Raw genomic sequence first — 26,728 nt, 5'->3', positions numbered from 1 at the left:
CCCTCGGCGCGCCTGCACCCAGGGCTGATCGGATCAACGGATACACGGAGAGAAGCGATGAGTGAGCAGAACAGGGGCGTCGCGGTGATCACCGGCGCCTCGGCGGGCATCGGCGCGATCTATGCCGATCGCCTGGCGAGACGTGGCTATGACCTCGTGCTGGTCGCCCGCAATGAGGAGCGCCTCCGCGCCTTGGCCGATCGTCTGACCCGGGAAACGGGGCGGAAGGTCGAGCCATTCAAGGCCGATCTCGGTCGCAAGGAGGATCTCGCTCGGCTCGAAGCGCGCCTGCGCGACGATTCGAGCATCACCATGCTGGTCAACAACGCCGGCATCGGCTCCGTCGCCTCGATCCTCAAGGCGGACATCGACGCGATGGAGGCGATGATCTTCCTCAATATCACCGCGCTCACCCGGCTCACCTACGCGGTCGCTCCGGCCTTCGCGTCGCGCGGCGCGGGTACGATCATCAACATCTCGTCCGTCGTCGGCGTCGCGGTCGAGATGCTGAACGGCGTCTACAGCGCTTCGAAGTCCTTCGTGCTCAGCTTCGGCCACACGTTGCAGAGGGATCTGGCTGACAAAGGCGTGCGCGTTCAGACCGTGCTGCCCGGCGCGACGGCGACCGAGTTCTGGGACGTGGCCGGCTATGCGGCCCAGAAGACCTCATCAATCACGATGTCGGCCGCCGATCTGGTGGATGCGGCGCTCGCGGGCCTCAATCAGGGCGAACGCGTCACCATCCCGGGCCTGCAGGACATCGAGGATTGGGAGCGCTGGGAGGAAGGTCGACGTTCCATCAGCCCGAAATTCAACAACGCCAAGCCGTCGCGCCGCTACGGCCTCACCCCAGCCAGCGCTGCCTGACGCGGAACGCAAACGATGCCGTACCTCCAGCTCGACACCCCCTTCGCATGCTCGTCCGACGCCAAGCGGCGTTTGGCCAAGCGCCTCGGCGATATTTACGCGCGGGAGATGCAGGCCGACGTCAACCGGGTGACGGTCGCGATCCGGGTGCTGGGCGAGGACGGGATCTGGCGCTGCAGCCGGGACGAGCTTCGGCCGGCCGGCCTGTTGATGTGTGACATCCGCCGGGGGCGCCCGGCGGAGCAGCGCGCAGAACTGGCCCGCCTGCTGCTCGAAGCCTGCCGGGACATTCTCGGTTTTGGCGACGACAATCTCAATCTCGAGTTCACGCAGCACGCGGGGGACGAGATGTATCACCCCTTGCTGGGTGGACTGAGCGACGAATGGAACGCGAGCGAAGACGCGCCCCGTTCATGATCGCATCGGCCTCGGCCTGTGGCCTCCTCGCGGAATTGTCTCGCTTCTAGGGAACGGGTGCGGGTGGATAGGCATGCGAGAACCGGGAGCTTCCACGTTCCCGGAAAGCTTCTGCCGAATGGAAACCCGACGGCCCCATCGCCCGTCTTCCGTCGAGTGCGGGAGCGCGCACGGGCCATTTCACAGGACCGAACAAAATCGAAAGCCATCCTTCTCGCGGTCACGGTGATGAGTTTCGACGCGACCGTCATGCGCTGATCGACCTGATCGCGTGACGGACTGCTCAGCGCTGAATCCGGTGCTCTTCGGCTGCCGTGAGCCGGGCCGTTGCCGAAACGGGGGGCCGGGGGTAACCTCGGCGATGTCGCGAAAAACGGCCGCCCCGAGGCGGTCGAATACACGTCATCCACGCCGTTCAGGTGGTTTGACCAGCGTCTCCGAAAGCAACCGCCCGACGATCTCGGGCAACCGTGGTGCTCGGCACTGAGCGGTGCTGATCGCGTACGGTCGCAGGAGCGCAGCCATGCGACACGCAATCCTGATCCTCGGCGCTGGCCTCGGCGGCCTCGTCCTCGCCCGGATCCTTCACCTCCACGGGATCACGGCAACAATCTATGAGGCCGAGCCATCGGCCGATGCGAGGGCCCAGGGCGGCCTGCTCGACATCCACGAGCGGACCGGACAGGTCGCCTTGCGGGACGCTGGACTCCACGACGCGTTCCTCCGCCTCGTGCGACCCGGCGAAGACGCCAAGCGCGTCGTCGATGCGCGTGGAACCACTCTCTGCGAAAGGCTTGGCGACGCGGCCGGTGCTCGGCCCGAAATCGATCGCGGCGATCTGCGCCGGTTGCTCATCGCCTCACTTCCCAAGGGGACGATCCGGTGGGACCATCGAGCCGTCGCGGTCATGGGATGCGGCGATGGGCAGCACGCCGTGACCTTCACGAACGGCGCGACGGTCACAGCCGACCTTCTCGTGGGCGCAGACGGCGCGTGGTCGAAGGTGCGCCCCCGGCTCTCAGCGGCCTTGCCCGCCTATTCGGGCGTCTCGTTCGTCGAGACACGAATCCATCACGGCGTGACACGCCTCAAGGCCAGCGCGGATGCGGTCGACGTTGGCACGCTCATGGCTGTGGCGCCGGGTCAGGGCATTCTGGTTCACAGGCATGCGGACGGAGCCCTACAAACCTACACGGCACTGGACAGGCCTGAACCCTGGTTCGACGCCATCCCCGTCCGTGATGGGAAGGCCTTCCTGGCCCGTGTCGCGACGGAGTTCTCCGGCTGGGCGCCACACCTGACCGCCCTCATCACGACCACCGACGTCGCGCCCGTCCTTCGCCCGATCCACGCGCTACCGGTCGGTCACTGCTGGGAGCATGTTCCGGGCCTGACCCTGCTGGGCGACGCGGCGCACTTGATGTCGCCGTTCGCCGGCGAGGGGGCGAATCTCGCGCTCTACGACGGAGCGGATCTCGCCAGAGCCATCGTCGCGACACCCGACGATCTCGATACGGCGCTCCGCGCATACGAGCGCGAGCTGTTCCCCCGCAGCGCCGCGATCGCGGCGATATCAGCGCAGAACCTCACCCGGTTCTTCGGGGTCGACGCACCGCACAGCGTCGTCGCGATGTTCGGGCCGGGACCGGCATGAGTATCCGCTTTGGGCTTACAGCCCGTCCCGCGTCCAGCCAGGCGAAGGAGGGTCTGCTGCGCGGGCTCCACGTCACGGGTGCCACCCTGCGCCGCTCGCTGCGGACGGGGCCCGACGAAGCCTCGCGGACGGCCGAAAGTCGGAGGCCGGCAGACCGATGAGGCGCCCGCGGCTCACCGCACAAAAAGAAAGGGACGGCCGAAGCCGTCCCAATCCATCAACGTCCGAGGAAGATCGAAGCCAGTCGCTGGAGCAGGCCCCGCGGTGCGGGCGGAGGCTCGCTCTGCCCAGGACTGTGTCCGATCTAAGCGTTGGCGGCGAAGGGGTGGGTCGCCGACTTGCGCTGCTCGGTCACGGCCGAAGCCTTCGGCTCGCCGTTCACGGCGCGCTGGATCGAGAGCTTGGTGGCCTCGTAGTTGTACTTCTGGATCTTGGCGTCGTCGGCCGCTTCCCAGTGGATGAACACGCCGACGAGCACGAACACGTCGTCAGCCTCATCCGCCGGGATGATGCCTTCGGCGACCGCATCCTGCACCGCCATGGCGACGCCGTGCTGGGCCGGGCCGAACATCTGGACGGCCTGACGGGCGTCGTTGATGGTGACCTTGTTGAACATCAGCGTGTTCGGCTTGCACGGCAGGTTCGGCGCGATCACGGCGAGCAGGCTGGTGAAGCCGTGCTTGTTGTTGATCAGGCCGTTCGCGAAGGCCGTCTCGGCGGCCGAGCCGCGCGGGCCGATGATGAGATCGATGTGGGCGACCTCGTTGCCGTCGCCGACGAGGGCCTCACCGACCTGAAGCTTGTTGATCTTTGCCATTCGGGGTCTCTCCCTGCATTCCTGAAAAAAGGCCCGCCCTGAGAGGAGGCGGGGCCGGAAGCCATCCTTGTTCGCGGCGCCCGGCAGGGGGCCGAGCCGGTTAGCCCGGATAGCGGGGCGGACCCTACAGCGGGCCTTTGCGCCGAACAACCCGCGCAAGAGCCTGAAATCGGCGATTTTTTGGACCGGCCGGGTCCTTGACGGGACGGGATTTCGTTCCTTTGCGGGCGCGGGATCAGATCCGCTCGTCGCGAGCCGCGAGCAGGGCATCGAGGAACAGCGTCGCAACGGTGAAATCCGCGCTCGTTCCCGGATTGAGGCCGTCGGCCTTCAGGGCGCTGTCGTAATCGAGCAGGGCCGCGACGGGTTGTTCGGCGAGGTCGAGCCCGGCGAGGCGGGTCGCGGCCTCCGCCCGCACGGCCTCCGCGCGTTCGGCCCCGTGCTTGCGGGCGATGTGGCTGTCGGGAACCGTCGTGAGATGGGCCAGATGGACGGCCGTCGTCGTCCAGGGCGCGACAAGTCCCCGCCCCCGGGCCACCTCGAGCGCCGGGAGCCCGATCGCGAACAGATCACGGAAGCCGTCGGTATAGGCGCGGGCGATGCGGTCGCGCGGGGCGGCCTCGGCCATCGCCTCCGACAGCGACGGGACGGAAGCCGTCTCGGTGACGTCGTGGCGCGCGGCCTTGCCGAGGCCGCCGGGATTGGCTCGGCGGATCGCGGCGAAGACATCGGCCGCGTCCGACGCATCGAGTTCGCTGAGGACCGTCGAGAGGCCCTCCGCCAACGTCCCACCGGCCTCCGCGGCGCGGGCCAGCGGCGCACAGAGGAGCAGGATGCCGAGATTGGTGTTCTGGCCGACGGCCGCGATCGTCGCCTCCACGCCGCCGTGCACCCGTGCGCCGACCCGGGCACCCGGCGCCGCGAGCAGGGGGGCCGACACGTCGGCACTGGTGACGAAATCGGCCGTCACCATGCGGTGGCCGGAGGCATAGGCGTGAACGTTGCCGGGCTTGAGCGCGTCGAGTTCGGCGAGACAGGCGGCCCGATAGAGATCGGCCACCGTCGCGGCGGGCAATCCCGCCCTCATCCGAGGGCCGAGACGAGGCGCGGCGGGCGGGCGGCGCGGACCGCGTTGAGGAAGCCGCGGGCGACCGCGCCGGCGATATCGACCTCGGTGACCTGCTGGAGCCCTGACCAGGCCGGCATGGAATTGACCTCGAGTACGAGGAAGCCGCCCTCCCCGTCCTCGACGAGGTCGATGCCGGTATAGTCGACGCCGACCGCGGCGGCGGCGGCTTCCGCGAGTTCGGCGGCGCGGGCCGGTACGTCCCAGGCATGGGGCCGACCGCCGCGATGGACGTTGGTGATCCAGCCATCGCCCTCGCGGATCATGCCGGCGATGGCCCGGCCTTCGCAGACGAAGACGCGATAGTCGCGCCACAGCCCGTCGCTGCGCGGCACGTAGCGTTGGAGATAATAGACGCCGCTGACCGCCTCAGGGATCGGCAGGTCGTCCGGCGTCTCCAGCAGCATCAGCCCCTCGCCCTGCGAGCCGAACAGGGGCTTGAGAACGATCGGCCGGCCGGGTCGGGCCTCGCGGGCGACGATCTCGGCGGCGGCTTCGCGTTTTGAGACCACGAAGGTGTCGGGAGTGGGCAGGCCGGCGCGGGCGATCAGCAGCGAGGTCGCCGCCTTGTCCACCGAGCGCTCGATGGCCACCGGCCCGTTCCAGACGGTGACGCCCGAGGCGACCAAGGCGTGGAGCACGCCGAGCCGCATGGTGGTCGCCTCGAAGGTGCCGCCCGCGATGGTGCGCAGGAGGACGCCGTCGGGCAAGCCGTCCGCGAAGCCTGGCACCTGCAGCGGCTCGCCACCGCCGGTCACGACGGCCACGTCGGCGAGCGAGAACAGCACCGGCTCGACGCCGAGCGAGCGCAGCGCCGCACGCAGGCGCGCCTTGTGCCAATTGCCGTTATCGGCCGCGAGCCCGATGCGCATGGATTCTTCCGTTTTTCTCCCTCCCCCGCGGAGGAGGAGGGTTCTTTGGCGCTTGCGCTCTACGCGAACGAGGCCTCGACCAGCTGCGGCTCCAGCCGGCCGCCACGAAACGTCTTGCCGGTCTTGACCGAGGTCACGATCGCCTCGGCCGGCGAGAACAGGGCACCGTCGATCTTGTAGAAGTCGCCGTTCACCCGCGAGAAAATCTCGGCGAAGGGGGCGCCGTGATCCGCCGAGGTGGTGGAGGGCAGCTGCTCGGCGAGCTGCTTGGCATCGGCATCGTCGGCATCGATGAAGAGCTGCACCCGGCCGCCATAGATGATGGCGTCGTTGGTGCGGCCCATCGCCTGGATGAAGTCCGGGTGCTGCGGCGAGAGCGGCGCCGAACCGATGCCGTCGAGGATGCGGTGGAGGTCGAAGCCCACCGTGTGGGCCTTATGCAGGGCCACTTCGAGAACGCGGGCGACCACCTGGGTCGCGCCCGCCAAGCTCTGGGTCGGGGCGTAGATGAAGGTGACGTTCTCCGCCGCGATGCCCGTGGCGGCGGCGACCTTCTGAACGACCGAGGCCGGAGGGGCGCTGGCGGATTCCAGCACCAGGGCGGTCTTCGTCGCGTTGTCGCGGTAATTCAGCTCCTTGTAGAGTTCCTCCACCACGGCCACCGCGCGGCCGGGCCCGGAGCCGAGGGCGAAGAAGCCGGAATCGCCCTCCTCGTCGGCGAGGCTCCAGCCGGCATACTGGCTGCCGAGGCAGGCGAGCACCGGGTCGGACGAGTGGACGACGACGCTGTAGGGCCAGGAGGCGATCGGTCCGGTCGGGGCGATCGACACGGTGCCGAGGCCGCCCAGGCAGATCTCGGCGATGCGCCGACCCGCCTCGATCGAGCCGCGGGCATTGGCGCCGGCATCGACCGTGCGCGCTCCGTTCTCCTGTGCGACGACGAGCCGGAGCTTGGCTGCATCAGCGACGAGGCTCTCGACCAGCGGTCCCGCCAGCGCGTTGAGGCTCGGGACGGTCGTGTTGGAACTCATGCCTGTTCTCCGTGTCGTCGAGGCGAGCGCGTAGCGCATCGGCCCGCACCCGCAAATTCCTTTTGACCGTCGCCGCTTCTGGCCCGGTCGCCGTCACCGTGCAGAGCGGGGCGTCGCGCCCCACCCGGCTGCCGGCCCGCGGTCGGTCATGGACATGGGCCGGCCAGTCGAGCGGCGGCAAAGCCGCGTATCCCCGCGCCGCGTAACAGATCTCGGCGCCGGCCGCATCCGGCGGCGAGGGTTCCGGCGCCGCCATGCATCCGAGGCTCGCCTCGATATGCGCCAAGAACAGGGGCGTCGGGCGCCGGTCCAGAACGTCGAGGGTGGCGCCGGGGCGCGGATTGAACTCGAGGAGCCACCAACCTTCACCCTCGACCAGCAGATCGGCGCTGGCCAGACCCGCGAGGCCCGTGGCGGCCACGATCCGGCCGACGGCCTCCGTCACCGCCTCGCGGAGAGCGGGCGCGACCGGCCCGGCCTCGTCCCGGCCGCGAGCCAGGGCACCGCCGTAGCGGAACGGCCGCAGCCGCGAGGGCGCCTGCCACTGTTCCGTCAGCGCCAAAGCGGCGATGCGCCGGCCGTCGGCCAGAAAGTTGAGGGCGAAGGCTCGGCCGGGCATGCGGGCCTGGAGATAATGTCCGGGCGGGGCGGTACCGGTGGCGCTGACGCGAATATGCGAGCCGCCGCAGCCCCCCGCGCGCTTGAGGAGCCACGCGCTCCGCTCCGCCACGGGGCCGGCATGGAGCGGCGGGTGCGGGATGGCGAGGCGCGCGCACAGGGCGGCGAAGCCGGCCGGATCCTTCAGGGCCGCGATCGATGCGGCCGACGCACCGAGGAGCGGGAAACGGGCCGCGATATCCGCGATCAGATCCGGTGCGCCCTCGAAGCCGCTGCCGAGAACGATGCCGACCACCCCACCCGCCGTTTCGGCCAGCGCGGCGAGCCCGGAGAGCACGGCGTCGCGGTCGCGTCGGCCGGCGCCGAAGCGTCCGGGCAACGGACGATGGGCTTCGGCGAGGGCCAGGGTATCCTCGTCGCCGAACAGATCGAGCACGTAGGGCTTCAGCCCGGCCCGCCGGGCCGCCTGGGCCAGCGCCCGGCCGGATTGGGCGGCGATCAGGACCGCGCCGCCCTCGACGATGCGGGGCGCGGTCAGCCGGCGATCTCGACGGCGAGGGTGTAGGCGTCGCGGAAATCGAGGCAGAGCGGCTGGTCGGCCTCCAGCATCTTGCGGAACAGCCGGCACTGGGTCTGATACTTGACGTTTCCGACCGCGAGCGCACCGATGCCGACGCCCTTACCGACCGGCAGGGGGACGTCCTTGGCATTCACGTCGATGCCGGCGATGCCGGCGGGCGGCACGGCGTTCACGTCGGAGGCGACCAGGAGCTTCGGCGCCGATTCGAGATCCTCGGCCGTCAGGATCGGGATGCCGGCGGGACCGGCCGAGAGGATCACGTCGGCATCGGTGATGGCCGCACGGCGGGCTTCCGGCAGCGTGCCGTCGACCGCGCCGACATCGATGCCGAAGCGCCACTTCATCGTGAAGGCGATCTTGGAGACGCGCTCCTCGCCATCATGGCCCACCAGCACGGTCTTCGCGCCTTCCAGCGCCCCGATCACCGCCGCGACATAGGCGACCACGCCGGCGCCGCCGAAGATGACGATGCGCTTGCCCTTGAGATCGGTGCCAAACTTTGCCTTCAGCGCCCGGTTCACTTCGGCCACCATCGCCGCGCCGGTGGTGAAGGAGCCGGCCGGATCGGCGAAGACGTGGTTGGCGAAGGGCGGCACGAAGGCCTTCTTGGCGCGATCGACCATGTCGAGGGCCGTCTCGGCGTTCTTGCCGCCGATGAAGATGCCGGTGCGCACGCCGTCCTGCGGAGCGCGGGAGAAGATCGAATCCTGGGTGAGCGAGACCACGTCGGCGAGATCGACGCCCGTATAGGTGATCAGGGTCTCGAAGCCGGCATCGACCGCCATGTTCACGTCGAACGGGCTCATATGCTTGAGCGGCGTCAGCATGTGCAGGATCGAGCGGGTCATGGTGTTCGTCTCCCGTGATCGCGGTCCCGCGGGACCACCTCAGGTGCAAAGCCGATCGGACCCGTGCTGGTCAAGCACAGGTTTATCGAAACGGGTCTTAGCGAAAAAAATCTAAAGATCGGTCACCGAGGCGCCACCGTTGCGCCCGGAGGCGATGACGAAGCGCAAGCGACCCGGGCGTTCCAGGGCCCCGACCAGCCGTTCCGCCTCGGCCTGCGACGGCATCAGCGCGAAGCCGGTGGGCCCCCAGGAACTCTGGCCGTAGCCCCGCACGCCGCTCTGCGCGACCGCCGCCAGCGCCTCGGCCACGGCGGGGCTGGCGTAGCGGCCGCCCTGATGGGGGGCGAAATGATCGCCGACGCGCTTCTGAATCTCGGTGATTCCGGCGCCGAACCCGTCCGGCTCCGCCGTCGCCGCGGCGGGCAGGATCTGCATCAGCACGATCCGGCAGATCTCCGCCGCCTGAGCCGCGTCGAAGGGGGGGAGGTCGCGGAATGCTTCCGTCTCGCGCGAGCCATGCACACCCGTCATGGCTTCGTCGAGCATCAACACCACCCGCCAAGCCTCGGGATAGGGCAACCGCGCGATGACCGGAGGCGGCGCGCCGGACCCGTCGCGACCGCCATCGATGATCAGCCCCCCCTCGGTGAAAGCGGCGAGTCCGACACCGGAGCGATTGCCGCGGTCGAGCACATCGGCGAAATCGGCTGGGGCGAACGGTTTCCCGTTGAGGCGCGCGAGCGCGGCGGCGACCGCGAGGGCGAGCTGCGTGCCCGAGCCGAACCCGGCATGGGGCGGGATCGCCTCCTCGACCTCCACCGCCACCGTGTCCGGCACGTCGAGATAGGCGGAGGCCGCCAGCAGATTGGCCCGAACCCGCTCGGCCTCGGGACCGCTCGCGGCGACGCGCTTGGCCGGTCGCGCCACGAGCTGGATCGCGGGCGCGTCGAGGGCGAGGCCGATGCTGCCGAAGCGGCGCCCGAGGCCGCCATTGAGATCGAGGAAGCCGAAATGCAGGCGCGCCGGAGCGCGGACGCGGACACCCGTGGCGGTTCGGGTCGCGGTCTCACCCGTGCGTTGAGGGACCTCGGCCACCGTCGCTTTCCCCTCTGAAGATATCGGGCCGGAAAACGAGCCTTCCGCGATGCGGCGGCGGCGGGCGGCCTGTCCCGGCGGGCGGCTTGTCCCATGCTGCGGGGCCCGCGACAACCTCGAAGGCGCGGGACGTCCGAGCGCCGAGAATGTGGCGTCGGGGTTGGGCCGCGCCGCCCGCGTCATGCGCGCAGGGTAGGAATGGTGCGGGATGGGCCGGAAATCCTGGGCCGGAACCGCGACGGGACTTGCGGGCTCGGTTTCAGGGATGCAAAACCACCTCGCTCCTTCCCGGAGCCGGTCCGAGCATCTGCCCATCGCCTGTCGCAGGCACGGGACATCGAGGCTCCACCAAGGGCGTCCTCTCCGGCGTCCCTCGGACACGGCCGTCTTTCGCCCCGCCGCCCGTCCTTCGGGTATCGCGGGGATGCCCGAAGAAACGACGGTGAGGAATCATGGCAGCCTGGGTGAAGGGGGGCGCGGCGGATGTGGACGCGGCGGTGGCGGCCGCTGCCGACCTGCTGGCCGCCGCACGCGTGCCGGTGCTGGCCGGCCTGAACGCGGATGTCGCGGGCCTGCGGGCGGCCTATCGGCTCGCCGAGACGCTCGGCGCCTCGCTCGATCCGGTCGCCGGCAACAGCATCTATGCCGAACTCGGCGCGCTCAGTGCGGGCGGCGCCATGACGACGACCCGTGCCGAGACCGAGGCCCGCGCGGACGTGGTGCTGATCCTGGGCAACCGCCCCTGGGACGGCGACCTGATCGCCGAGATCGCCGCCGCTCCGATCCGCCGCGGCCGGGCGACCGGCTCGGAGCGCGCCCTGCTCTCGTTGGGTGGTCCGCAGAACGGGGCGATCCGCCACGTCGCCTACGGCGCCGACGAGGGCGGCCTCGCCGTCTCGCTCGGACATCTGCGTGCCTTCGCCAAGGGGCATCTCGCCGGCGAGGCCGCCTTCGCCGACCTCGCGAGGCGCCTGTTCACGGCCCAGTACGGCGTCGTGATCTACGATGCGGAAGAGGTCGGCGAGATCGGCGTGGAGATGCTCCAGGGCCTGATCCGCGATCTCAACGAGAGCACCCGCTTCTTCAGCCTGCCCCTCGCCGACCCGTTCCAGGGTCGCGCCGCGGTGCAGCTCTCCGCCTGGACCACAGGTCAGGCGCCCCGGGTCGGCTTCGGCCGCTCTCTGCCCGAGCACGATCCCTGGCGCTTCGACAGCGCCCGCCAGATCGCCTCCGGCGAGGCGGATGCCGCGCTCTGGCTCGCAGCGCTTCCCGCGCCGCGCCCCGACTGGCTCGGCAAGCTCCCCACGATCGCCATTGTCGGCGAAGGCTCGACGGAGGCCGCGGGCGAGACCGCGGAGATCGTCATCACCGTCGGCGTGCCGGGCGAGACCGTCGGCGGCGCGCTCTGGAACCAGCGGCGCGGCGTCATCGCCTACGCGGACGCGACCGCCCCATCCGAGGCCGAGACCGCCGCGGGCGTGCTCGCCCGCATCCGCGACCGCCTCATCGAGAAGGGTGTCTCATGCTGACCCGTATCCATGGCGGACGGGTGGTCGATCCGACCGCCGGGCGCGACGGCGTCGGCGACGTGTGGATCGAGGATGGCCGCATCGTCGCCCCCTCGGACCGCGCGCCCGACGAGACCATCGATGCCACCGGCTGCGTCGTGATGGCCGGCGGCGTCGAGGTTCACTCGCACATCGCGGGCGGCAACGTGGTGATGAGCCGCCTGCTCCTGCCCGACCTCTACGTCAGCGAATCCGCGCCCAACGGCCATCCCTTCGCCCATGCCGGCGGCTCGGGCAGCTGGGTCGGTGCGAACTACGCCCGGATGGGCTACACCACCGCGGTCGAGCCGGCGCTTCCGCCCTCGAACGCGCTGGCGACCCATCTGGAACTCGCCGACATTCCGCTGCTCGACCGCGGCGGCCTCGCGGTGCTCGGCAACGACGACCACCTGCTCCAATTCCTGCGCGACGGCGAGGGCAAGGCGGCGGTGCGCGATCTGGTGCAGCAGACGCTGGCCCATTCCCGGGGCCTGGGGGTCAAGTGCATCAATGCGGGCGGCGCCTCGGCCTTCAAGGACGGCGTCCTCAAGCTCAGCCTCGACGACGAGATCCCCTGCTACGGTCTCTCGACGCGCAAGATCATGTCGGCGCTGCTCGATGCGGTCGAGGAAATCGGCGTGCCGCATCCGCTGCATGTCCACTGCAACAATCTCGGCCTTCCCGGCGCCGACGACTCGCTCGTCGCGACGCTGGAGGCGGCGGAGGGCCGGCGCATCCACTTCGCCCACGCCCAGTTCTACGCCTACGGCGTCGCCGATCCCGAGAACCCGATGACCGGCGGCTTCCGCTCGGCGGCCGAGCGGATCAACGCCGCGATGGAGGCCCACCCGAACGCGACCTACGACGTCGGTCAGGTGGTGTTCGGCCAGACCGTGACGATCTCCCTCGACATCCTGCGCCAGTTCGGCGGCCGCAAAGGCGCCAAGCCGAAGAAGTGGGTGCTCACGGCGGGCGATGCCGAGGGCGGCGGCGTGGTGCCGTTCCTCTACCGGCCGCGCGGCCCGGTCTCCTCGCTGCAATGGGCGATCGGCCTGGAGCTGATGCTGCTGTCGTCGAACCCCGAGCGCACCATCCTGACGACCGACCACCCGAATGGCGGCGTCTTCACCGAGTATCCGCGCATCATCCACCTGCTGATGGATGCCGAGGAGCGGGCGAAGGAGATCGCGACGCTGCCGGCCGTCGTCGGCGAGCGCTCCGGCCTGCCCAAGATCGAGCGCGAGTACAGCTTGAGCGAGATCGCCCAGCTAACCCGCTCGGGCCCGGCCAAGCTCCTCGGGCTGACCGACCGTGGCCATCTGCGCGAGGGCGCCAAGGCGGATATCGCCGTCTACCGCGATCAGAAGGATCGCACGGCGATGTTCTCCCACGCCAAACTGGTGCTCAAGGACGGCCGTCGCATCGTCGAGGACGGCGAGGTCGTGGCCTGGATCTCCGGCAAGACGCTGTCGCTCGATGTCGAGGCCGATGCCGGCATGGAAAAGCGCGCCGAGAGCTACCTGCAGGACCGCTTCGGCGCCGGACTCGACACCTTCGCGGTGCCGGACGCCGCGTTCCCGGAAAACACCGGGACGTTCGAAGACGTGGCATGCCGGGCGTGAGGGAACTGAACTGATGGCTGACCTCACCCTCAACGGCATCAAGGTCGAGGACACCTTCGCCGAGGCCTTCGACGTCGCGGGCACCGCGATCATCGTGACCAACGACACCCCGAAATGGGCGATGATCGCGGCCACGGTGATGACCGGCTTCGCCACCTCGGTGATCGGCTGCGGCGCCGAGGCCGGCATCGATGCCGAGCTCTCCCCGGAGGAGACCCCGGACGGACGCCCCGGCGTGCGGATCCTGCTGTTCGGCTTCGAGCCGAACGGGCTCAAGGACCAGCTCCTGAAGCGCGTCGGCCAGTGCATCCTGACCTGCCCCGGCACCGCCTGCTACGCGGGTGTCGAGGGCCCCCACAAGATCAAGCTCGGCGGCGCCATCCGCTACTTCGGCGACGGCTTCGCGGTCGCCAAGCGGCTGCCGGACGCGACCGGCAAGATGCGCCGCTACTGGCGCATCCCGGTCATGGACGGCGAGTTCCTGTGCGAGGACTCGACCCGCGCCGTCGATGGTGCGGTCGGCGGCGGCAACCTGCTGTTCCTCGGCCGCAAGCACGCGGACACGCTCATCGTCGCCGAGGTCGCGGTCGAGGCGGCCAAAGCCGTGCCCGGCGCGATCCTGCCCTTCCCCGGCGGCATCGTCCGCTCCGGCTCGAAGGTCGGTGGCCGTACCAAGGGCATGATGGCCTCGACCAACGACGCCTATTGCCCGACCCTCAAGGGCCGAGCCGGTTCGGCGCTGCCGCCCGAATGCGGCGTGGTGCTAGAGATCGTCATCGACGCCCTGACCTCGCAGGGCGTCGCCGAGTCGATGCGCGCGGCGCTCCACGCTTCCACCGAGATCGGCGCCAAATACGGGCTCGTCGCGGTCACCGCCGGCAATTACGGCGGCAATCTCGGCCGGCACCACTACCACCTCCGCGACCTGTTGGAGAAACCCGCCGCATGAGCACGCTGAGACTGCGCGGGGCGCCGCCGGAGCGGATCGACCTCCTCAACGTCACGCCTTTGGCGCTCAAGGGTCTGTCGGAGGCGGAGGCCGGAAAGCTCACCGTGGGCACCAGCCGTCGCGGCGTGAGCCTCGGCGACCTGTTCGACATCTCCCTCGACGGATCCGATACGCTCGTGATCGAGGGCGGCTCGGACCGGCTCGACCGGGTCGGCGCGGCCCTCTCGGAGGGTGCGATCCGCGTGGAGGGCGATGTCGGTCAACGCCTCGGCGAAGGCATGGCCGGCGGCACGCTCATCGTCTCCGGCTCGGCCGGCCCATTCGCCGCCACCGGCGCCACCGGCGGCACGATCACCATCGAGGGTGATGCGGGCGATCACGCCGGCGGTGCCGTCTACGCCGCCAAGGCCGGGCTCGACGGTGCGATCCTGATCATCAAGGGCAAGGCGGGCGACCAACTCGGCGACCGCATGCGCCGCGGGATCATCCTGGCCGGCTCGGCCGGTGCACAGACCGCCTCCCGCATGATCGCGGGCACCATCGTGGTCTCGGGCAGCATCGGCGACCATCCGGGCTACGGCATGCGGCGCGGCACCCTGATCGCGGGCGGCCACGGTGCCCTGCTTCCCACCTTCGTCGAGACCGGCACGCCCGACCTCGTCTACGTGCGGCTGCTGGCCCAGACGCTCAAGCGCCTCGGCGCGCAGCAAGCCGGACTGCTCGGCGGGGCGCTGCGGCGCTATTCGGGCGACCTCGCGACGCTCGGCAAGGGCGAGATGTTCGTACCAGCTTGAGGCCGGAAGTCTCAGGCGTCTTCCAAGGCCGTGATCCCGGGTCCGTGCAGCGGAACCCGGAATCCACGATGGGCTAAGACATCGTCCGCAATCGCGCATCACAGGTCGATTGCAGGTTCGCCTGCGGCGGCCCGGCATGACGCCTGGGGCTTTCGGACGCGGCACGATCGTGCAGCAACACCCATCACCCATTGCATAAAATCACTTGCCGCCCTGCCGCTTCCTCCCACTTTGCTTCGAGGCGGTGTGCGGGTGGAAGCCTCACGCCGCGCTCACCCTACGAGGTCTGCGGCATGTTCCTGCTCCTGTCCGTCTGTCTCATCGCCGAGCCGACGAAGTGCCACGACGAGCGGATCAACCTGACTTTCGACAATCCGAACCCGTTTCTCTGCCTGCGCAATTCGCAGGCGACGCTGGCCGCGTGGCAGGAGGAGCATCCCGACCTGCACGTGAAGAGCTGGCGCTGCGCGCCGAAGGGCAGCGTGCCGGACAAGACGTGAGACGGTCCGGCTGCCTTCCCATCATTGCGAGGCGAGATTGATGCAATCCAGCGCTCTGCGCTGACCAGAGCATTCGTCGGGGCAACCCCCTCGTCGGCGTAGTCTCGCTCTGTCCGAAAAGGTCCCACCTTGGATCACTTCGGCTCCGCTTCGCGAAGACGGCGTGAGGCGGGGGATGGGGCGAACAACCGAACTTGTGGGCTTACGCGCGCTTGAGCCCCCCGCTCCGCGGTGGCAGGGTCCACCGGCCGCCTCAAGCGGTGGGAACAAGCAAGTCCATGCGTTCGCTCAAGGTTCGGTTCGCCCTGTTGCTCGGCGGAACGGCGCTGATCGCGCTGATGGCCGCGGCCGGCGTGCTGTGGTCGACGCGCTTGTCCGAGCACGTGATCGAGCGGACGCTGGCCGCCCAGCATCGGCTGGAGCTGATGGCCGAGTTGTCGGGTCGGCTCGCGCAGTACGGGTTGGCGGCCATCGAGAGCGTGAACAATCCGGAAGCCCCGCCCGAGGCTCTTTCGGTGACCCGTGACCGGGTCGATCAGGCTTTGACGACCGTCGACGACGCCCTCGGTCGGGGGCTCGGTTCGAGCAGCGATCCCCAGGACCGCATCCAGTATCTCGCCCGGACCCGGCCGCTCGCGAGCGTGCGCGCCGCCCGCGCGATGCTCGACCGCCAAGTGCTGATCGCCCAGCGCGAGAACGAGCCGGAGCGCCGCCGCACGGCGATGCAGGGCGCGCTCAACGGCTTCGGCGCAATGACCGGTCCGCCCCTCTCGCTCCTGATCGAGGCCGAGCGTCGCAGCATGCAGGTGGGCTCGGAGGATGCTCGCACCCTGTCGCACCGCCTCACCGCCGCGTCGCTGGCCGCCATGGCCTTGGCGCTCGCCTTCGTCGGCCTGCTCTACCGGACGGTCACCCGCCCGACCCTAGCGCGGATTGCCGAGATCCGCCGCGCGGCGGGAGCCGTCGGCAGCGGAGCGCTCGACACCCGCCTCTCGGTCGAGACCCGCGACGAGCTCGGCGTGCTGGTGGCGAACTTCAACCGCATGGTCGCCCGCCTGTCACGGCGCGAGGGCCGGCTCGCCGCCGACCGCGCCGCCCTGGAGGACACGGTCCAGGCCCGCACCGCCGATCTGCGCGCCGCCAATCAGCGGTTGGAGATGGTCGACCGCTCGCGGCGCCGCTTCTTCGCCGATGTGAGCCACGAGCTGCGCACGCCGTTGACCGTCATCCTGGGCGAGTGCGATCTCTCCCAACGCTCGATCGAGCGAGGGACGCCGCGCCCCAGCGATTTCACCCCCGTCTTCGGCACCATCCGGAAGCGGGCGCAGCGCCTGAAGCGGCGGGTGGAGGATCTGCTGCGGGTCGCGCGCTCGGAATCCGGGCAGATCGAGCTGGACCGGCGCCCGGTTTCGGCGGTCGCCATCGCGAGCGATGCCGTGGACGATCTCGCCTCCGAGGCGGCGCGCCGCCGGATCGAACTGGTGCTGGAGCCCGGGCATCGCGATCTCGAACTCTCCGCCGACCCCGAATGGCTGCGCCAAGTCATCGAGAGCCTGATCGACAACGCTTTCCGTCACGCCAGCGGACTGACGCGCGTCGTCGTCTCGGTCGGCGAGCGCGTCACCGCCGAGGGCGAGCGGGCGCTCATCCTGGTCGAGGATGACGGGCCCGGCTTCCCCGAGAACGCCGATGCGCTGTTCGAACGGTTTCGCCGCGACAATCATTCGGGGGAGCCCGGCTTCGGCATCGGTTTGGCTCTGGCGCGCTGGGTCGTTGAGCGTCATGATGGAACGATCAGCCTCGGCAAAGCCGGGCACGGCGCGGGCGCGCGGGTGGTCCTAGACCTGCCCGCGTTCGATCTGGCGGCCGGGCCGGAGAGACACGGGGCGGCACGGGAGAGGATCGACGCCGTATGACGACGCGCGTTCTGATCGTCGAGGACGACATCGACATCCGCGGCATGCTGGCCCGCGGTCTGGAAGCCGAGGGGTTCGACGTGGGCGTCGCCGGCCGCGTCGAGGATGCCCTGAGCGCCGCCCGCGAGGCGGCGCCGGAAGCGGTGGTGCTGGACATCACCCTCCCCGACGGTTCGGGCCATGACGTCTGCCGCTCGCTGCGCGAAGGGGGTTATCCTGGGGCGATCCTGTTTCTGAGCGCCCGCGACGAGGTGCGTGACCGGGCCGAGGGCCTCGCGCTCGGCGCCGACGATTACATCGTCAAGCCGTTCGTGTTCGATGAGCTGCTGGCCCGGTTGCAGGTCCACCTGCTGCGCCGCCGGGAGGCCGACACGCCGCGCACGGTCTTCACGGCGGGCCGTCTGACCCTCGACGTGAACATCCGCCAAGTGAGCTTCGGCGAGGCCTCGGCCCGGCTGACCCCGCGCGAGGCCGAGCTCCTCGCCCTGCTGATGCAGGAGGTGAATCGTCCGGTCTCGCGCGGCGAGATCTTCGACCGCCTCTGGGCGAGTCAGGGCGGCCTGTCGCTCAACGTCGTCGATGTCTATGTCGGCTATCTGCGCTCAAAGCTGTCGGATTTCGTGCGGTTGGGCGGACCCATCATCACCACGGTGCGCGGCAAGGGCTTCATGCTCGATCTACGGGGCCAGGATTTCCGGCACTGAGTCTCGCTTTGCGTCCATCAGCCCGGGGCTGACACCGAAGCGGGCATCGAATATCCGCCGCTTCGAGTGGCTCCGAAAACGGGTTCGCGGTTCCGCTCGGCGACGTCGAATTGACGCGTTCGGGTCGTCGTCATGGCGTTCCGTCCCGTCACCGCCCAGCGCGGAACACCGTCCCACTCGGATCGTCGGCCCCTCGCCCACGGCGGCCGCCGGGGCTACATAGCCCGGACTTCAGCCTTCTCCGGGAGACTCAACCATGCCCTTCTCGCCGCTTCGGCCGGCCGGCCTTCTGTCCGTGCTGTTGCTCGCCGCGACGCCGGTCGCGGCACAGATGGCGCAGACACCCGAGAAGACGGTGCCGCTCTCCAAGGGCGAGATTCAACTCTCCTTCGCCCCCGTGGTGAAACGGGCGGCGCCCTCGGTGGTCAACGTCTACGCGACCCATGTCGAGAAGCGCACCGCCCGCTCGAGCGCCATGGACGAGTTCATGCGCCGCTTCTTCGGCGAGGACCGCCCCGGAGGCGGGCGCAGCCCCGGCGGCATGCCGGGCGAGCGGGCCCAGCGCTCGCTGGGTTCGGGGGTGATCGTCGACGGATCCGGGCTCGTCATCACCAACAACCACGTCATCGCCGAGATGAACGAGGTAAAGGTCTCGCTCGCCGACAAGCGCGAGTTCGAGGCGCAGATCGTGCTGCGCGACCCCCGCACGGACTTGGCCGTCCTCAAGATCAAGACGCCCGCCGACATCGCACCGATGCCGATCGGCGATTCCGACCATCTCGAGGTCGGTGACGTGGTGCTGGCGATCGGCAACCCATTCGGCGTCGGCCAGACGGTGACGCAGGGCATCGTCTCGGCTCTCGCCCGCACGCAGGTCGGCTCGTCGGACTACCAGTTCTTCATCCAGACCGATGCGGCGATCAATCCGGGCAATTCCGGCGGTGCCCTGGTCGATCTCCAGGGCCGGCTCGTCGGCGTCAACACCGCGATCTACTCGCAATCCGGCGGCAGCCACGGCATCGGCTTCGCCATTCCGGCCAGCATGATCCGTGCTGTGGTCGAGGCCGCCAAGACCGGCGGCAGCCTCGTGCGGCGGCCCTGGCTCGGGGCACGGGTGCAGAGCGTGACGCCGGATATCGCCGAGAGCGTCGGGCTCGATCGGCCGACCGGCGTGCTGGTGGCCAGCATGCAGGCCAAGAGTCCGGCGGAAGAGGCCGGCCTCAAGCGCGGCGACGTGGTCCTGTCGATCGACGGGCAATCGGTCGATGATCCGGAGGCGTTCGGGTACCGCTTCGCCCTCAAGGGCATCTCCGGCACCACGCAATTCGGCATTCTGCGCGGCACGCGGCGGCAGACCCTCGCCGTCAAGCTCAGCCCGGCGCCGGAGACGCGTCCGCGCGACGCCCTCAAGGTCCGGGCCCGCACGCCCTTCGCGGGGGCGACCCTGGTCAACACCTCGCCCGCGGTCGGCGAGGAGTTGCAGGCGGATCTGCCGGAGGAAGGCGTGGCGGTGAGCGCGGTCGAGGACGGCTCGCTCGCCAACCGCGCCGGCTTCAAGAAGGGCGACGTGATCGTGGCGATCAACGGCATCCCGGTGGCCTCGACCAAGGATCTCGATCGACTGACCCAGCGCAGCTTCGGCCTCTGGGAAGTCTCGATCAACCGCGGCGGCGAGGTGCTCACCTCCGTGTTCGGGGGCTGAGCCCGCTCGCATGGAAAGCCTCGGGACGGAGCACGTCCATGTCGGCCGAGACGGCTGGCTGTTCCTGACGGCGGGCAGCAACAACGTCGTCGGGCAGTTCAGCCGCTCGCGGCTGATGGCGCGGCGCGTGCGGGGGTGGAAGCGTCTGTTGCTGTCCCGCCTGCGCGGCTGCGACGCCCTCGGCGCGCAATACCTCCACGTGATCGTGCCGGAAAAGCTGACGGTCTACGATCATAAGCTCTCCGAGGGGCTCGCCGTGAAGGTTCGCCTCTCGCCGGCTTGGCGCCTGCGCCGCTCCCTGTTCTGGCATCGGCGCGCCCGCCGCGCCTGCCTCGACCTCGTCGGCACCTTCCGTTCGCTCCGGGATGCCCGCGACCTCTACTACCGGACCGACAGTCATTGGTCGTTCGAGGGCTGTGCGGCCGCCTACCGCTTGATCTGCGCGGCCTGCGGCGCGGAGCCGAGGGATCTATCGAGCGAGCCGCAGGAGCGGCGGGAGATGGCGGGCGATCTCGGCAGCAAGCTGACGCCGCCGCAAACCGAGCTGTGGTCGATCCGCAGCATCCAACACCATGCGGAGCGGATCCATGCGAGTCCGATCGTACGCCTGCGGGAGCAGACCGGCCGGGCCGACACGCTCCATGTCGGCGCGCATGTGGTCTTCCGGAACGAAACGCCGGGGATCGACCCGCGGCGGGTGGTCCTGTTCGGTGATTCCTACGCGCATTTCGCGCCGATCATGCTGACCGCCTTCATCGCCGAGACCTTCGCCGAGGTGCACTTCGTGTGGTCGTCGTCCCTCGATTGGGGCTACCTGACGCGCGTGCGGCCGGACCTCGTAATCGGGCAGGTGGCCGAGCGCTTCATGTTTCAGCTGCCCGACGATCGCTTCGACTTGGACGCATACGCCGCCGAACGCTTCGGCGCTGAGCTGGCGCAGGCCGGCCCGGAATCGGATCAGACAGTCGGAGTGGCTTCGGACGCCTGATCGCCCAGGAGGAGAGTATCGGCACGGGAGATGGATGCCAGCTTCCAGAATGAACCGATGCAGCCCAGAGGCTTCGAAAATCGGAACTCGCTCGACCGGGATAGGGGCCTCCGACCGTTCCACATCATCCCGACGGTCGGGCCCGACATGCCCGGCGCAAGGTTTCATTCAACCTGTTTCTTGAATGTTGCGTGGCAGCTGCTCCGCACCGTCGCCATGTGCGCTCGCGCAATGCACCGGCAACCTGAGCGGTCTACACCCGAACGCACACGAGGGCCGACAAGGCTCCGAAGCGAGGGGTGGACATCATGCGGGACCTGTTCAAGATCGCGGCAGCCGGAGCGGTGCTGAGCGCCTACGCGGCCCTGGTGCCCTCGATGATCGAGGCGGCACCCGCCCGGGGCGAGGCCAAGACCTTCACCCATCGTCTGCCCCAGGCCGGGGGCGCGACCCCGGTCAGCGTCCGGATCGAGACGGCAGATGCGGGCGATCGCCTGTTCGACGCCCGCCGGCCGATCCTCGTCGGCTTCTCGGCGGGCGGAGCCTCCCGTTGACCACCGCGGACGCGCCCCTTCTCGCCGCGGTGTTTCTTGCAGGCCTTGGTGGGGCCGTGATCGTGAACGCCCTGTTCGCCTGACCTTTCCTTCAGGCGTCGGACGAGCTGACGGGCCCCGGCTCTAGCGGGCGAGCCTCGCGTCCCTCATCCCGTCGCGGCGAGTGCATGCATGTTGCCGCGCAAGCCGGCGCAGAGGTCGTCGACCTCCGCCTGATCGAGGGCATCGCCGCTCGTCGCCGCGATGGTGTCGATCAGGTCGTCCTTCCGAGGGTCGAACGGGTGACCCTGCATTCGGTAGAACTGGTAATAGCGCAACGCCGCCAGGAGCGTGTCACGCTCGCGAGCGGTCACGGTGATGTTCTGCGTCGTCATGGGAGTCCCCTTGGCTTGCAACGAACGGCTGGGCGAGGCCGCGCGCGACTCGCCAAGCTTGACCGTTGTAACCCCGGGATACGAGGTCCGTCCATGAACGGATGTTAAGGTTGCCGATCCCAATCAAGCCGGAACCCGGTCCGCCTGCCCGCGACTGGCGGTCGGCTGCGTGGCCGGAAGCTCGTAGTAATCTTCGAGGATGCGCGGGTAGACAGCGGGCCGGAAGGCGGGCAGCTCGGCTCTGAGCGCGTCCAGAGGCAGCGCCAGCAACGCCGCGTTGAGCCGCTGCGGATCGCGGGCCAACGTTGGGTCGAGGCGGTAGCCGCACCCGATCTCCGCCAGCCGCTCGGCCTGCGCCCCGAGATCGAACACGACCGGCGGCACGCCTGCGGCGAGCGCCAGGGAGAGGGTGTAGCAATAGGTTTCCGGCCACAGCGAGGGCAGTAGGACGACATCGGGATCGAGCCGCGCCAACTCGGCGAGCGCCAAAGCATCGCTGGCATACGGGCCACTCTCGCGTACGCCAACGGCCTCCAGGGTTTTGGTGGCGTAGCTATGCCCGATGATGGTGTAGCTGATCGGCAGATCGCGCAGCTGTGCGTCCAAGGCTAGGTCGTGGACGACGTCGAAGCCCTTATGGATTCCGATCGAACCGATCAGCGCCACGCGCATCGGCCCGTCCCGACGCTGAGCCAGTCGCGGCGGAACCTTGGGCACGACTTCCTCATGCGGGCGGAGCGTCAGTCCCGAGAGGCCGAGTGCCGAGCCGATGCGCTCGGCGAGATCACGCGACGGCGCGTAGACCCGCCGGGCACCGGAGAGGAAACCGGCCCAGGCACGGCGCCGCTCCGCCGGATCCGGCGGTGAACTCTCCTTGTCGCAGTCGAGACGGATGCACGTGCGGCAGGCCGACGGCTCGGGCAGACCGCAATAGAAACCCTCGGGCCGCACGAGATTGTTGCGGTGGCAGACGGCGGAATAGTCGTGCAGCGTCACGTCGTAGCCGGAGGGCAGGCTGACGATCAGATCCATCAGGGCGCGCGTCGAGCGCTCGTCGAGGCCGGCCAGCGAGTGGACATGGACGAGGGCCGGATCCAGCCACGAGATCAACTCGGCCACGAAGTCGACCTCGTGTGCCAGCGCGATCGAGGAGAGCACCAGTGCCGGAAAATCGATGGCGCTCGTTCCCGGCAGATCGACACGGATCTGGGACAGCGCGTCGGTGCGCAGATAGACGACATCGAGCCCGACTGGGGCCAAGCGTGCGCTCAGCCCCTCGATATGGGTTTCGATGCCGCCACCCAGATCGTGGGTGACGATGAGGGCGGTGCGGCGCTCCGGCTTGGCCGTTGCCCGCTGGGCGAAGCGATAATAGTCGAGGCGTTGTCGGGCCGAGCGGGCGGGATCGACCTGGATGTGGGTCTCGACCCGGCGCTGGTAGTCGGGGTGCTTGGTCAGCACAGTGCGAAAGATGTCCGCCCCCTTGGTGGCCAACAGCGCCCCGAAGGAGACGCTGCCCGAATGGAAGACGAACACGTCATGGGCGAGGATGTTGGCGTATCCTGCCTTGAGTGCGCGTAGGCAGAAATCGTTCTCTTCCCCGTAGCCGCGCCCGAAAGTCTCGGCATCGAGGGGGCCGACCGAGTCGATGACGTCCCGGCGCATGTAGAGGCAGAACCCGACCCCCGTCGGCACCGGTGAACTGGTCCGGCTGTTGCAACGGCTGGCAAAGGCATCGATCTCGGCCGGGCCGACTTCCAGCTGAGCTTGGTTGTCGACGCAGAAGACCGGGTAGCTACAGATCGTGGCATTGTTGGAGAACGGGGTAACCGTCGCGACCTTCGGGTCGTCGGCAGCGTGCCAGAGCAGCCGGTCGAGCCAGTCCCCGAAAACGACGATGTCGGCGTTCAGCAGCACGACATCCCGGCCCGCCGCGAGATCGAGACCGCGATTGCACGTCCGGACGAAGCCGAGATTCTCGGCATTGCGCTCCAGCCTGAAGAGGCCGCGGCCAGCGAGCTTCGCCAGCGCGGCGGAGAGGGCGGGCTCGGGACTACAATCGTCGAGGACCAACAGGGCGAAGGGCGTGAGCTGACGCGTCGTCAGAACCGAGTGGATCGCCCGCAGCGTGTCGTCGATGCCCTTGTAGACCGGCATGATCAGGACCACGCTGGCGAATTCGAGATCGGCGGCGGGGTGCGCCCGATCCCACTCGTCCGGCTGCGGCGCGACTTGCGGCGGCCATTGTCCGCGTCCGTAGGGGTCGGGCTTGAAGCCTCGCTCTCGACCGACGGTGAGGTAATGGAAGAACGGGTTCAGCCCGGGGGCGATCTCGCGGCGGTAATGCGCGCGATAGAAGCGCATCGAGAAATGCGGGTTCGGATCGCGATTCTCACGCGCGCCGTGGTCGAGGAAATGCCGGATCGGATCGATGCCGGAATCCCGGATATCGGCATTGCGATCGAGGTAATACGCTTGGTCGAACGCGGCGGCGACCGCATCGTAGATCTGTCGATCGGTCGCCTGTGACGGGTCGGACGGGAGCCGGGTCGCCCGTTCTGCCGCCGGCCTCAGCGGCTGGCCGTCCGAAGCGATCAGGCGTTGGGTGGAGACGAAGTGGTAGAACGGGCTGACGTCGAGGCGACGGACATGGGCGTGGCGCAACAGGTAGCCCGCGCCGTCGAAGCTGTCGTTGGGCGCAAGCCCGCGCCGCCAGCCCGTCGTCAGGTAGTGGAGGAGGAGATCCTCCCCGCCCGCCTCCAGGCCGGCCGCGCCCGCATAGTGGCGGGCGTCGAAATACGGTGCGACGACCTCCGCCTGCAACGCGAAGAAATCAGCGCCCGGATGCGTCGGCCTGCGCAGCCGCTCGGCGGGCGACAGCCGCGCGTAATGCAGCAGCGGGTTCTGGGGTGCACCCTCGGACAGGTACCGGTCGGCGTAGTAGAGCGTCGAGAACACCGCCGACGGATTGCGGCCCTCGCGCCAGCCATGATCGAGGTAATGCAGCAGCAGGTCCATCCCGCCGGCGGCGACGTCGGGATATTCCGCTCGATAGAACTGAGGATCGAAGAAGGATCGCACCGCAACGGCATCGCGGCGATTGCGCCGAAGTATCCTCGGCAGTCTGATCACGACCCATCCTTCGAAGCGGCTTGCATCGGCCCGTTTCCTACATCGACGGTAGGGGAATCTGGGAGCGAAAAATGGCTTCGGCGCGGCGCATCCCTCGGTGCTGGCCATCGCTGTCCGAAGCCATCGCGCGAGGCGATTTTCTCGTAGTTCGCGCCCCGCACGGGTTGGCGCGCGACGGCCGATACACATTCTTGGGCGAATACCCGCTGGCCGACGGGACAAGATCGCGGACTGTCGGTGCGAGCGGATGCCGCGTCGCAGAGACCCAAAGGCAGCGCACTTCGCGCGATTGCTCCGGTCCGCCCCCTTCCCCCGCCCCCAGGTTCGGCCTTAATGCTGCCTGCCGCCGATACGTGCGGTCGTTGAAGCGGCATCGCCCCGGGAGGGCACGATTTCCGACGGTCTCTGGTCTTCGGCGCTCGGCCTGCTCGCCGTCGTCGCCCTCGTCCTCGCCAACGGCTTCTTCGTCGCGGCGGAGTTCTCCCTGGTCGCGGTGCGGCGCAGCCGGATTGCGGAACTTGTCAACGAGGGCCGCCTCAACGCCAAGGCGCTGCAGCGGGCGACCGACCGCCTCGACGCGCATCTCGCCGCGACCCAGCTCGGCATCACGCTCTCGTCGCTCGCACTCGGATGGGTCGGCGAGCCGGCTCTCGCCCATTTGATCGAGCCGGCATTCACCTGGATGCCGCCGATGGCCTCCGGCTTCACCGCCCATACGCTGGCGGTCGTGCTGGCCTTCGCGATCATTACCACGCTGCATATCGTGCTGGGCGAGCTGGCTCCGAAGAGCCTGGCGCTTCAGCGCAGCGAGCGGACCGCGCTGGTCATCGTGCGCCCGCTCAGCCTCTTCCTGCTGGTGTTCGGGCCCGCCATCCACTTCCTCAACGGGCTCGGCAACGGCGTGCTGCGTTTGCTCGGCCTGCGCCCCGGCGAGGGCGATGGCAACCTGCCCTCACCGGCCGAACTCAGCCTCCTCGTCACGGCAAGTCACGAGGCCGGCCTGCTGCACGAAGCCCAGGAAGATGCGGTGGCGCGCATTCTCGCCATCGGCGAGCGGCGCATCCGCGAAATCATGACGCCGCGCAACGAGGTCGACTGGGTCGATCTCGACGATTCTCAGGAGGAGATGATCGAGGCCGTGCGCGCCTGCCGTCACGAGCAGATCGTGGTGAGCCGCAGCCAGATCGACGATGTGGTCGGCGTTCTGCGCAAGCAGGATCTTCTCGATCAATTCCTCGACGGGAAGCCGCTGGACGTAAAGGCGGCGACCCGCGAACCCATCGTGGTCCATGAGGGGCTGGCGATCCTGAAGGTGCTGGAGATGTTCCAGACCAAGCCCGTGCGTATGGCGATCGTGGTTGACGAGTACGGCAGCCTCGAGGGCATCATCACCCAGACCGATCTTCTGGAGGCCATGGCCGGCGAGATCCCGGAACCGGGCGAGGAGAAGATGGTGACGGAGCGCGAGGACGGCTCGCTCCTCATCGACGGCATGATGTCGGCGACGGATGCCTTCGACCGCCTGGGCTTCACCGACAAGCCGCGCTCGGACGATTTCTCGACGCTCGCCGGCTTCTTCATCGTTCAACTCGGCCGCATCCCCACCGAAGGTGATTTCATCGAGGCGCAGGGGTGGCGCATCGAAGTGGTCGACATGGACGGACGCCGCATCGACAAGGTTCTGGCGCAGCGGCTGGAGGAGGTCTAACGACCTGCCGCGACCGGGAACCGGCGATGGTCGCCGGCCCCGTTCGGGCCGGGCACGATCCGCAGGCTTACAGTTCAGGGGCATGCCGATCCGGCACCCGATTATGGCACCGGCGCGCCCTGCACAGCCCCGATCGAACCTCCGACCCGGCATCGAGGCTGTTGCGTCCGCGACCGTTCTAATGGGCTGCGGAACAGCCGGGCCGATCGTCCGCGGCGCAGCTCGATCGTTCAAGAAATACCGTTCTCGCGCCGAGGCCGGACAGGGAAGGCCCGCTTTGCAGCGTTGAACCGTGGATTCAATGGTTCAGCCA

Annotated in this window: 23 protein-coding genes; 14 read left to right on the top strand and 9 right to left on the bottom strand. The window is 69.0% G+C overall.

The window, feature by feature from the left end; all coding sequences use genetic code 11:
- Nucleotides 1-57 precede the first annotated feature (57 nt).
- The 3 genes from OWC43_RS03835 to OWC43_RS03825 all read left to right on the top strand — a co-directional run bounded on the left by OWC43_RS03835 (nucleotide 58) and on the right by OWC43_RS03825 (nucleotide 2,938).
- Entirely contained in the window at nucleotides 58-867 is an 810-nt protein-coding gene (locus OWC43_RS03835) for an SDR family NAD(P)-dependent oxidoreductase (protein WP_393955766.1), read from the top strand.
- A 15-nt stretch (nucleotides 868-882) separates the two neighbouring features.
- On the top strand, nucleotides 883-1,284 hold the full coding sequence (locus OWC43_RS03830) for a tautomerase (RefSeq protein ID WP_393955765.1): 402 nt from the start codon (nucleotides 883-885) through the stop codon (nucleotides 1,282-1,284).
- 523 nt (nucleotides 1,285-1,807) lie between these two features.
- On the top strand, nucleotides 1,808-2,938 hold the full coding sequence (locus OWC43_RS03825; RefSeq protein ID WP_393955764.1) for an FAD-dependent oxidoreductase: 1,131 nt from the start codon (nucleotides 1,808-1,810) through the stop codon (nucleotides 2,936-2,938).
- Between the two features lie 304 nt (nucleotides 2,939-3,242).
- Here the strand turns inward: OWC43_RS03825 and fae are convergent, their stop codons facing one another.
- The 7 genes from fae to OWC43_RS03790 all read right to left on the bottom strand — a co-directional run bounded on the left by fae (nucleotide 3,243) and on the right by OWC43_RS03790 (nucleotide 9,925).
- Nucleotides 3,243-3,755 (bottom strand): 5,6,7,8-tetrahydromethanopterin hydro-lyase, encoded by a 513-nt coding sequence (fae, locus tag OWC43_RS03820; RefSeq protein WP_137828430.1) that lies wholly within the window; start codon nucleotides 3,753-3,755, stop codon nucleotides 3,243-3,245.
- Between the two features lie 235 nt (nucleotides 3,756-3,990).
- Nucleotides 3,991-4,842 carry a triphosphoribosyl-dephospho-CoA synthase gene (locus OWC43_RS03815; protein ID WP_393955763.1) on the bottom strand — a complete coding sequence of 284 codons (852 nt, stop codon included), beginning with the start codon at nucleotides 4,840-4,842 and terminating at the stop codon, nucleotides 3,991-3,993.
- On the bottom strand, nucleotides 4,839-5,753 hold the full coding sequence (locus OWC43_RS03810; RefSeq protein WP_137828428.1) for a RimK family alpha-L-glutamate ligase: 915 nt from the start codon (nucleotides 5,751-5,753) through the stop codon (nucleotides 4,839-4,841). The genes OWC43_RS03815 and OWC43_RS03810 overlap by 4 nt, the downstream gene beginning before the upstream one ends.
- Before the next feature lie 59 nt (nucleotides 5,754-5,812).
- Nucleotides 5,813-6,784 carry a methenyltetrahydromethanopterin cyclohydrolase gene (gene mch / locus OWC43_RS03805; RefSeq protein WP_393955762.1) on the bottom strand — a complete coding sequence of 324 codons (972 nt, stop codon included), beginning with the start codon at nucleotides 6,782-6,784 and terminating at the stop codon, nucleotides 5,813-5,815.
- Nucleotides 6,714-7,838 (bottom strand): ATP-grasp domain-containing protein, encoded by a 1,125-nt coding sequence (locus OWC43_RS03800; protein ID WP_393955761.1) that lies wholly within the window; start codon nucleotides 7,836-7,838, stop codon nucleotides 6,714-6,716. The genes mch and OWC43_RS03800 overlap by 71 nt, the downstream gene beginning before the upstream one ends.
- A 98-nt stretch (nucleotides 7,839-7,936) precedes the next feature.
- Nucleotides 7,937-8,830, bottom strand: a complete 894-nt coding sequence (gene mtdB, locus OWC43_RS03795) for an NAD(P)-dependent methylenetetrahydromethanopterin dehydrogenase (RefSeq protein ID WP_137828425.1) — start codon at nucleotides 8,828-8,830, stop codon at nucleotides 7,937-7,939.
- Nucleotides 8,831-8,941: 111 nt separating this feature from the next.
- Nucleotides 8,942-9,925, bottom strand: a complete 984-nt coding sequence (locus tag OWC43_RS03790) for a beta-ribofuranosylaminobenzene 5'-phosphate synthase family protein (protein WP_393955760.1) — start codon at nucleotides 9,923-9,925, stop codon at nucleotides 8,942-8,944.
- Nucleotides 9,926-10,377: 452 nt separating this feature from the next.
- Between OWC43_RS03790 and OWC43_RS03785 the strand changes: the two genes are divergently transcribed.
- The 10 genes from OWC43_RS03785 (at nucleotide 10,378) to OWC43_RS03740 (ending at nucleotide 21,201) form a co-directional block, all read left to right on the top strand.
- Nucleotides 10,378-11,454 carry a formyltransferase gene (locus tag OWC43_RS03785; RefSeq protein WP_393955759.1) on the top strand — a complete coding sequence of 359 codons (1,077 nt, stop codon included), beginning with the start codon at nucleotides 10,378-10,380 and terminating at the stop codon, nucleotides 11,452-11,454.
- Nucleotides 11,448-13,094: a formylmethanofuran dehydrogenase subunit A gene (locus OWC43_RS03780; RefSeq protein WP_393955758.1), complete on the top strand. Its 1,647-nt coding sequence runs from the start codon at nucleotides 11,448-11,450 to the stop codon at nucleotides 13,092-13,094. The genes OWC43_RS03785 and OWC43_RS03780 overlap by 7 nt, the downstream gene beginning before the upstream one ends.
- A gap of 13 nt (nucleotides 13,095-13,107) precedes the next feature.
- Nucleotides 13,108-14,043, top strand: coding sequence for a formylmethanofuran--tetrahydromethanopterin N-formyltransferase (gene fhcD, locus OWC43_RS03775; protein ID WP_393955757.1), 936 nt, complete (start codon nucleotides 13,108-13,110; stop codon nucleotides 14,041-14,043).
- Nucleotides 14,040-14,837: a formylmethanofuran dehydrogenase subunit C gene (locus OWC43_RS03770; RefSeq protein WP_393955756.1), complete on the top strand. Its 798-nt coding sequence runs from the start codon at nucleotides 14,040-14,042 to the stop codon at nucleotides 14,835-14,837. Before fhcD ends, OWC43_RS03770 begins: the two co-directional genes overlap by 4 nt.
- Before the next feature lie 293 nt (nucleotides 14,838-15,130).
- Nucleotides 15,131-15,337: a hypothetical protein gene (locus OWC43_RS03765; protein WP_137828498.1), complete on the top strand. Its 207-nt coding sequence runs from the start codon at nucleotides 15,131-15,133 to the stop codon at nucleotides 15,335-15,337.
- A 278-nt stretch (nucleotides 15,338-15,615) separates the two neighbouring features.
- Nucleotides 15,616-17,253 carry a sensor histidine kinase gene (locus OWC43_RS03760; RefSeq protein WP_137828420.1) on the top strand — a complete coding sequence of 546 codons (1,638 nt, stop codon included), beginning with the start codon at nucleotides 15,616-15,618 and terminating at the stop codon, nucleotides 17,251-17,253.
- The gene (locus tag OWC43_RS03755) at nucleotides 17,250-17,957 is read left to right on the top strand and encodes a response regulator transcription factor (RefSeq protein WP_137828419.1); all 708 of its coding nucleotides are present in this window, start codon (nucleotides 17,250-17,252) and stop codon (nucleotides 17,955-17,957) included. The genes OWC43_RS03760 and OWC43_RS03755 overlap by 4 nt, the downstream gene beginning before the upstream one ends.
- A 256-nt stretch (nucleotides 17,958-18,213) precedes the next feature.
- On the top strand, nucleotides 18,214-19,659 hold the full coding sequence (locus OWC43_RS03750; protein ID WP_137828418.1) for a Do family serine endopeptidase: 1,446 nt from the start codon (nucleotides 18,214-18,216) through the stop codon (nucleotides 19,657-19,659).
- 10 nt (nucleotides 19,660-19,669) lie between these two features.
- The gene (locus tag OWC43_RS03745) at nucleotides 19,670-20,647 is read left to right on the top strand and encodes a hypothetical protein (RefSeq protein WP_393955755.1); all 978 of its coding nucleotides are present in this window, start codon (nucleotides 19,670-19,672) and stop codon (nucleotides 20,645-20,647) included.
- A gap of 308 nt (nucleotides 20,648-20,955) precedes the next feature.
- Complete coding sequence (locus tag OWC43_RS03740) at nucleotides 20,956-21,201, top strand: hypothetical protein (protein ID WP_393955754.1); 246 nt, start codon at nucleotides 20,956-20,958, stop codon at nucleotides 21,199-21,201.
- Between the two features lie 146 nt (nucleotides 21,202-21,347).
- Here OWC43_RS03740 and OWC43_RS03735 read toward each other — a convergent pair whose 3' ends face one another.
- Both OWC43_RS03735 and OWC43_RS03730 read right to left on the bottom strand, forming a co-directional pair.
- Nucleotides 21,348-21,575 carry a hypothetical protein gene (locus OWC43_RS03735; protein ID WP_137828415.1) on the bottom strand — a complete coding sequence of 76 codons (228 nt, stop codon included), beginning with the start codon at nucleotides 21,573-21,575 and terminating at the stop codon, nucleotides 21,348-21,350.
- 123 nt (nucleotides 21,576-21,698) lie between these two features.
- On the bottom strand, nucleotides 21,699-24,656 hold the full coding sequence (locus OWC43_RS03730; RefSeq protein ID WP_393955753.1) for a glycosyltransferase: 2,958 nt from the start codon (nucleotides 24,654-24,656) through the stop codon (nucleotides 21,699-21,701).
- Between the two features lie 442 nt (nucleotides 24,657-25,098).
- Between OWC43_RS03730 and OWC43_RS03725 the strand changes: the two genes are divergently transcribed.
- On the top strand, nucleotides 25,099-26,415 hold the full coding sequence (locus tag OWC43_RS03725) for a hemolysin family protein (RefSeq protein ID WP_393958482.1): 1,317 nt from the start codon (nucleotides 25,099-25,101) through the stop codon (nucleotides 26,413-26,415).
- Nucleotides 26,416-26,728: the final 313 nt, after the last annotated feature.

It is taken from the genome of Methylorubrum sp. POS3, assembly GCF_043352485.1.
Classification (GTDB): domain Bacteria; phylum Pseudomonadota; class Alphaproteobacteria; order Rhizobiales; family Beijerinckiaceae; genus Methylobacterium; species Methylobacterium suomiense.
This window is presented reverse-complemented; position numbering and strand designations above follow the sequence as displayed.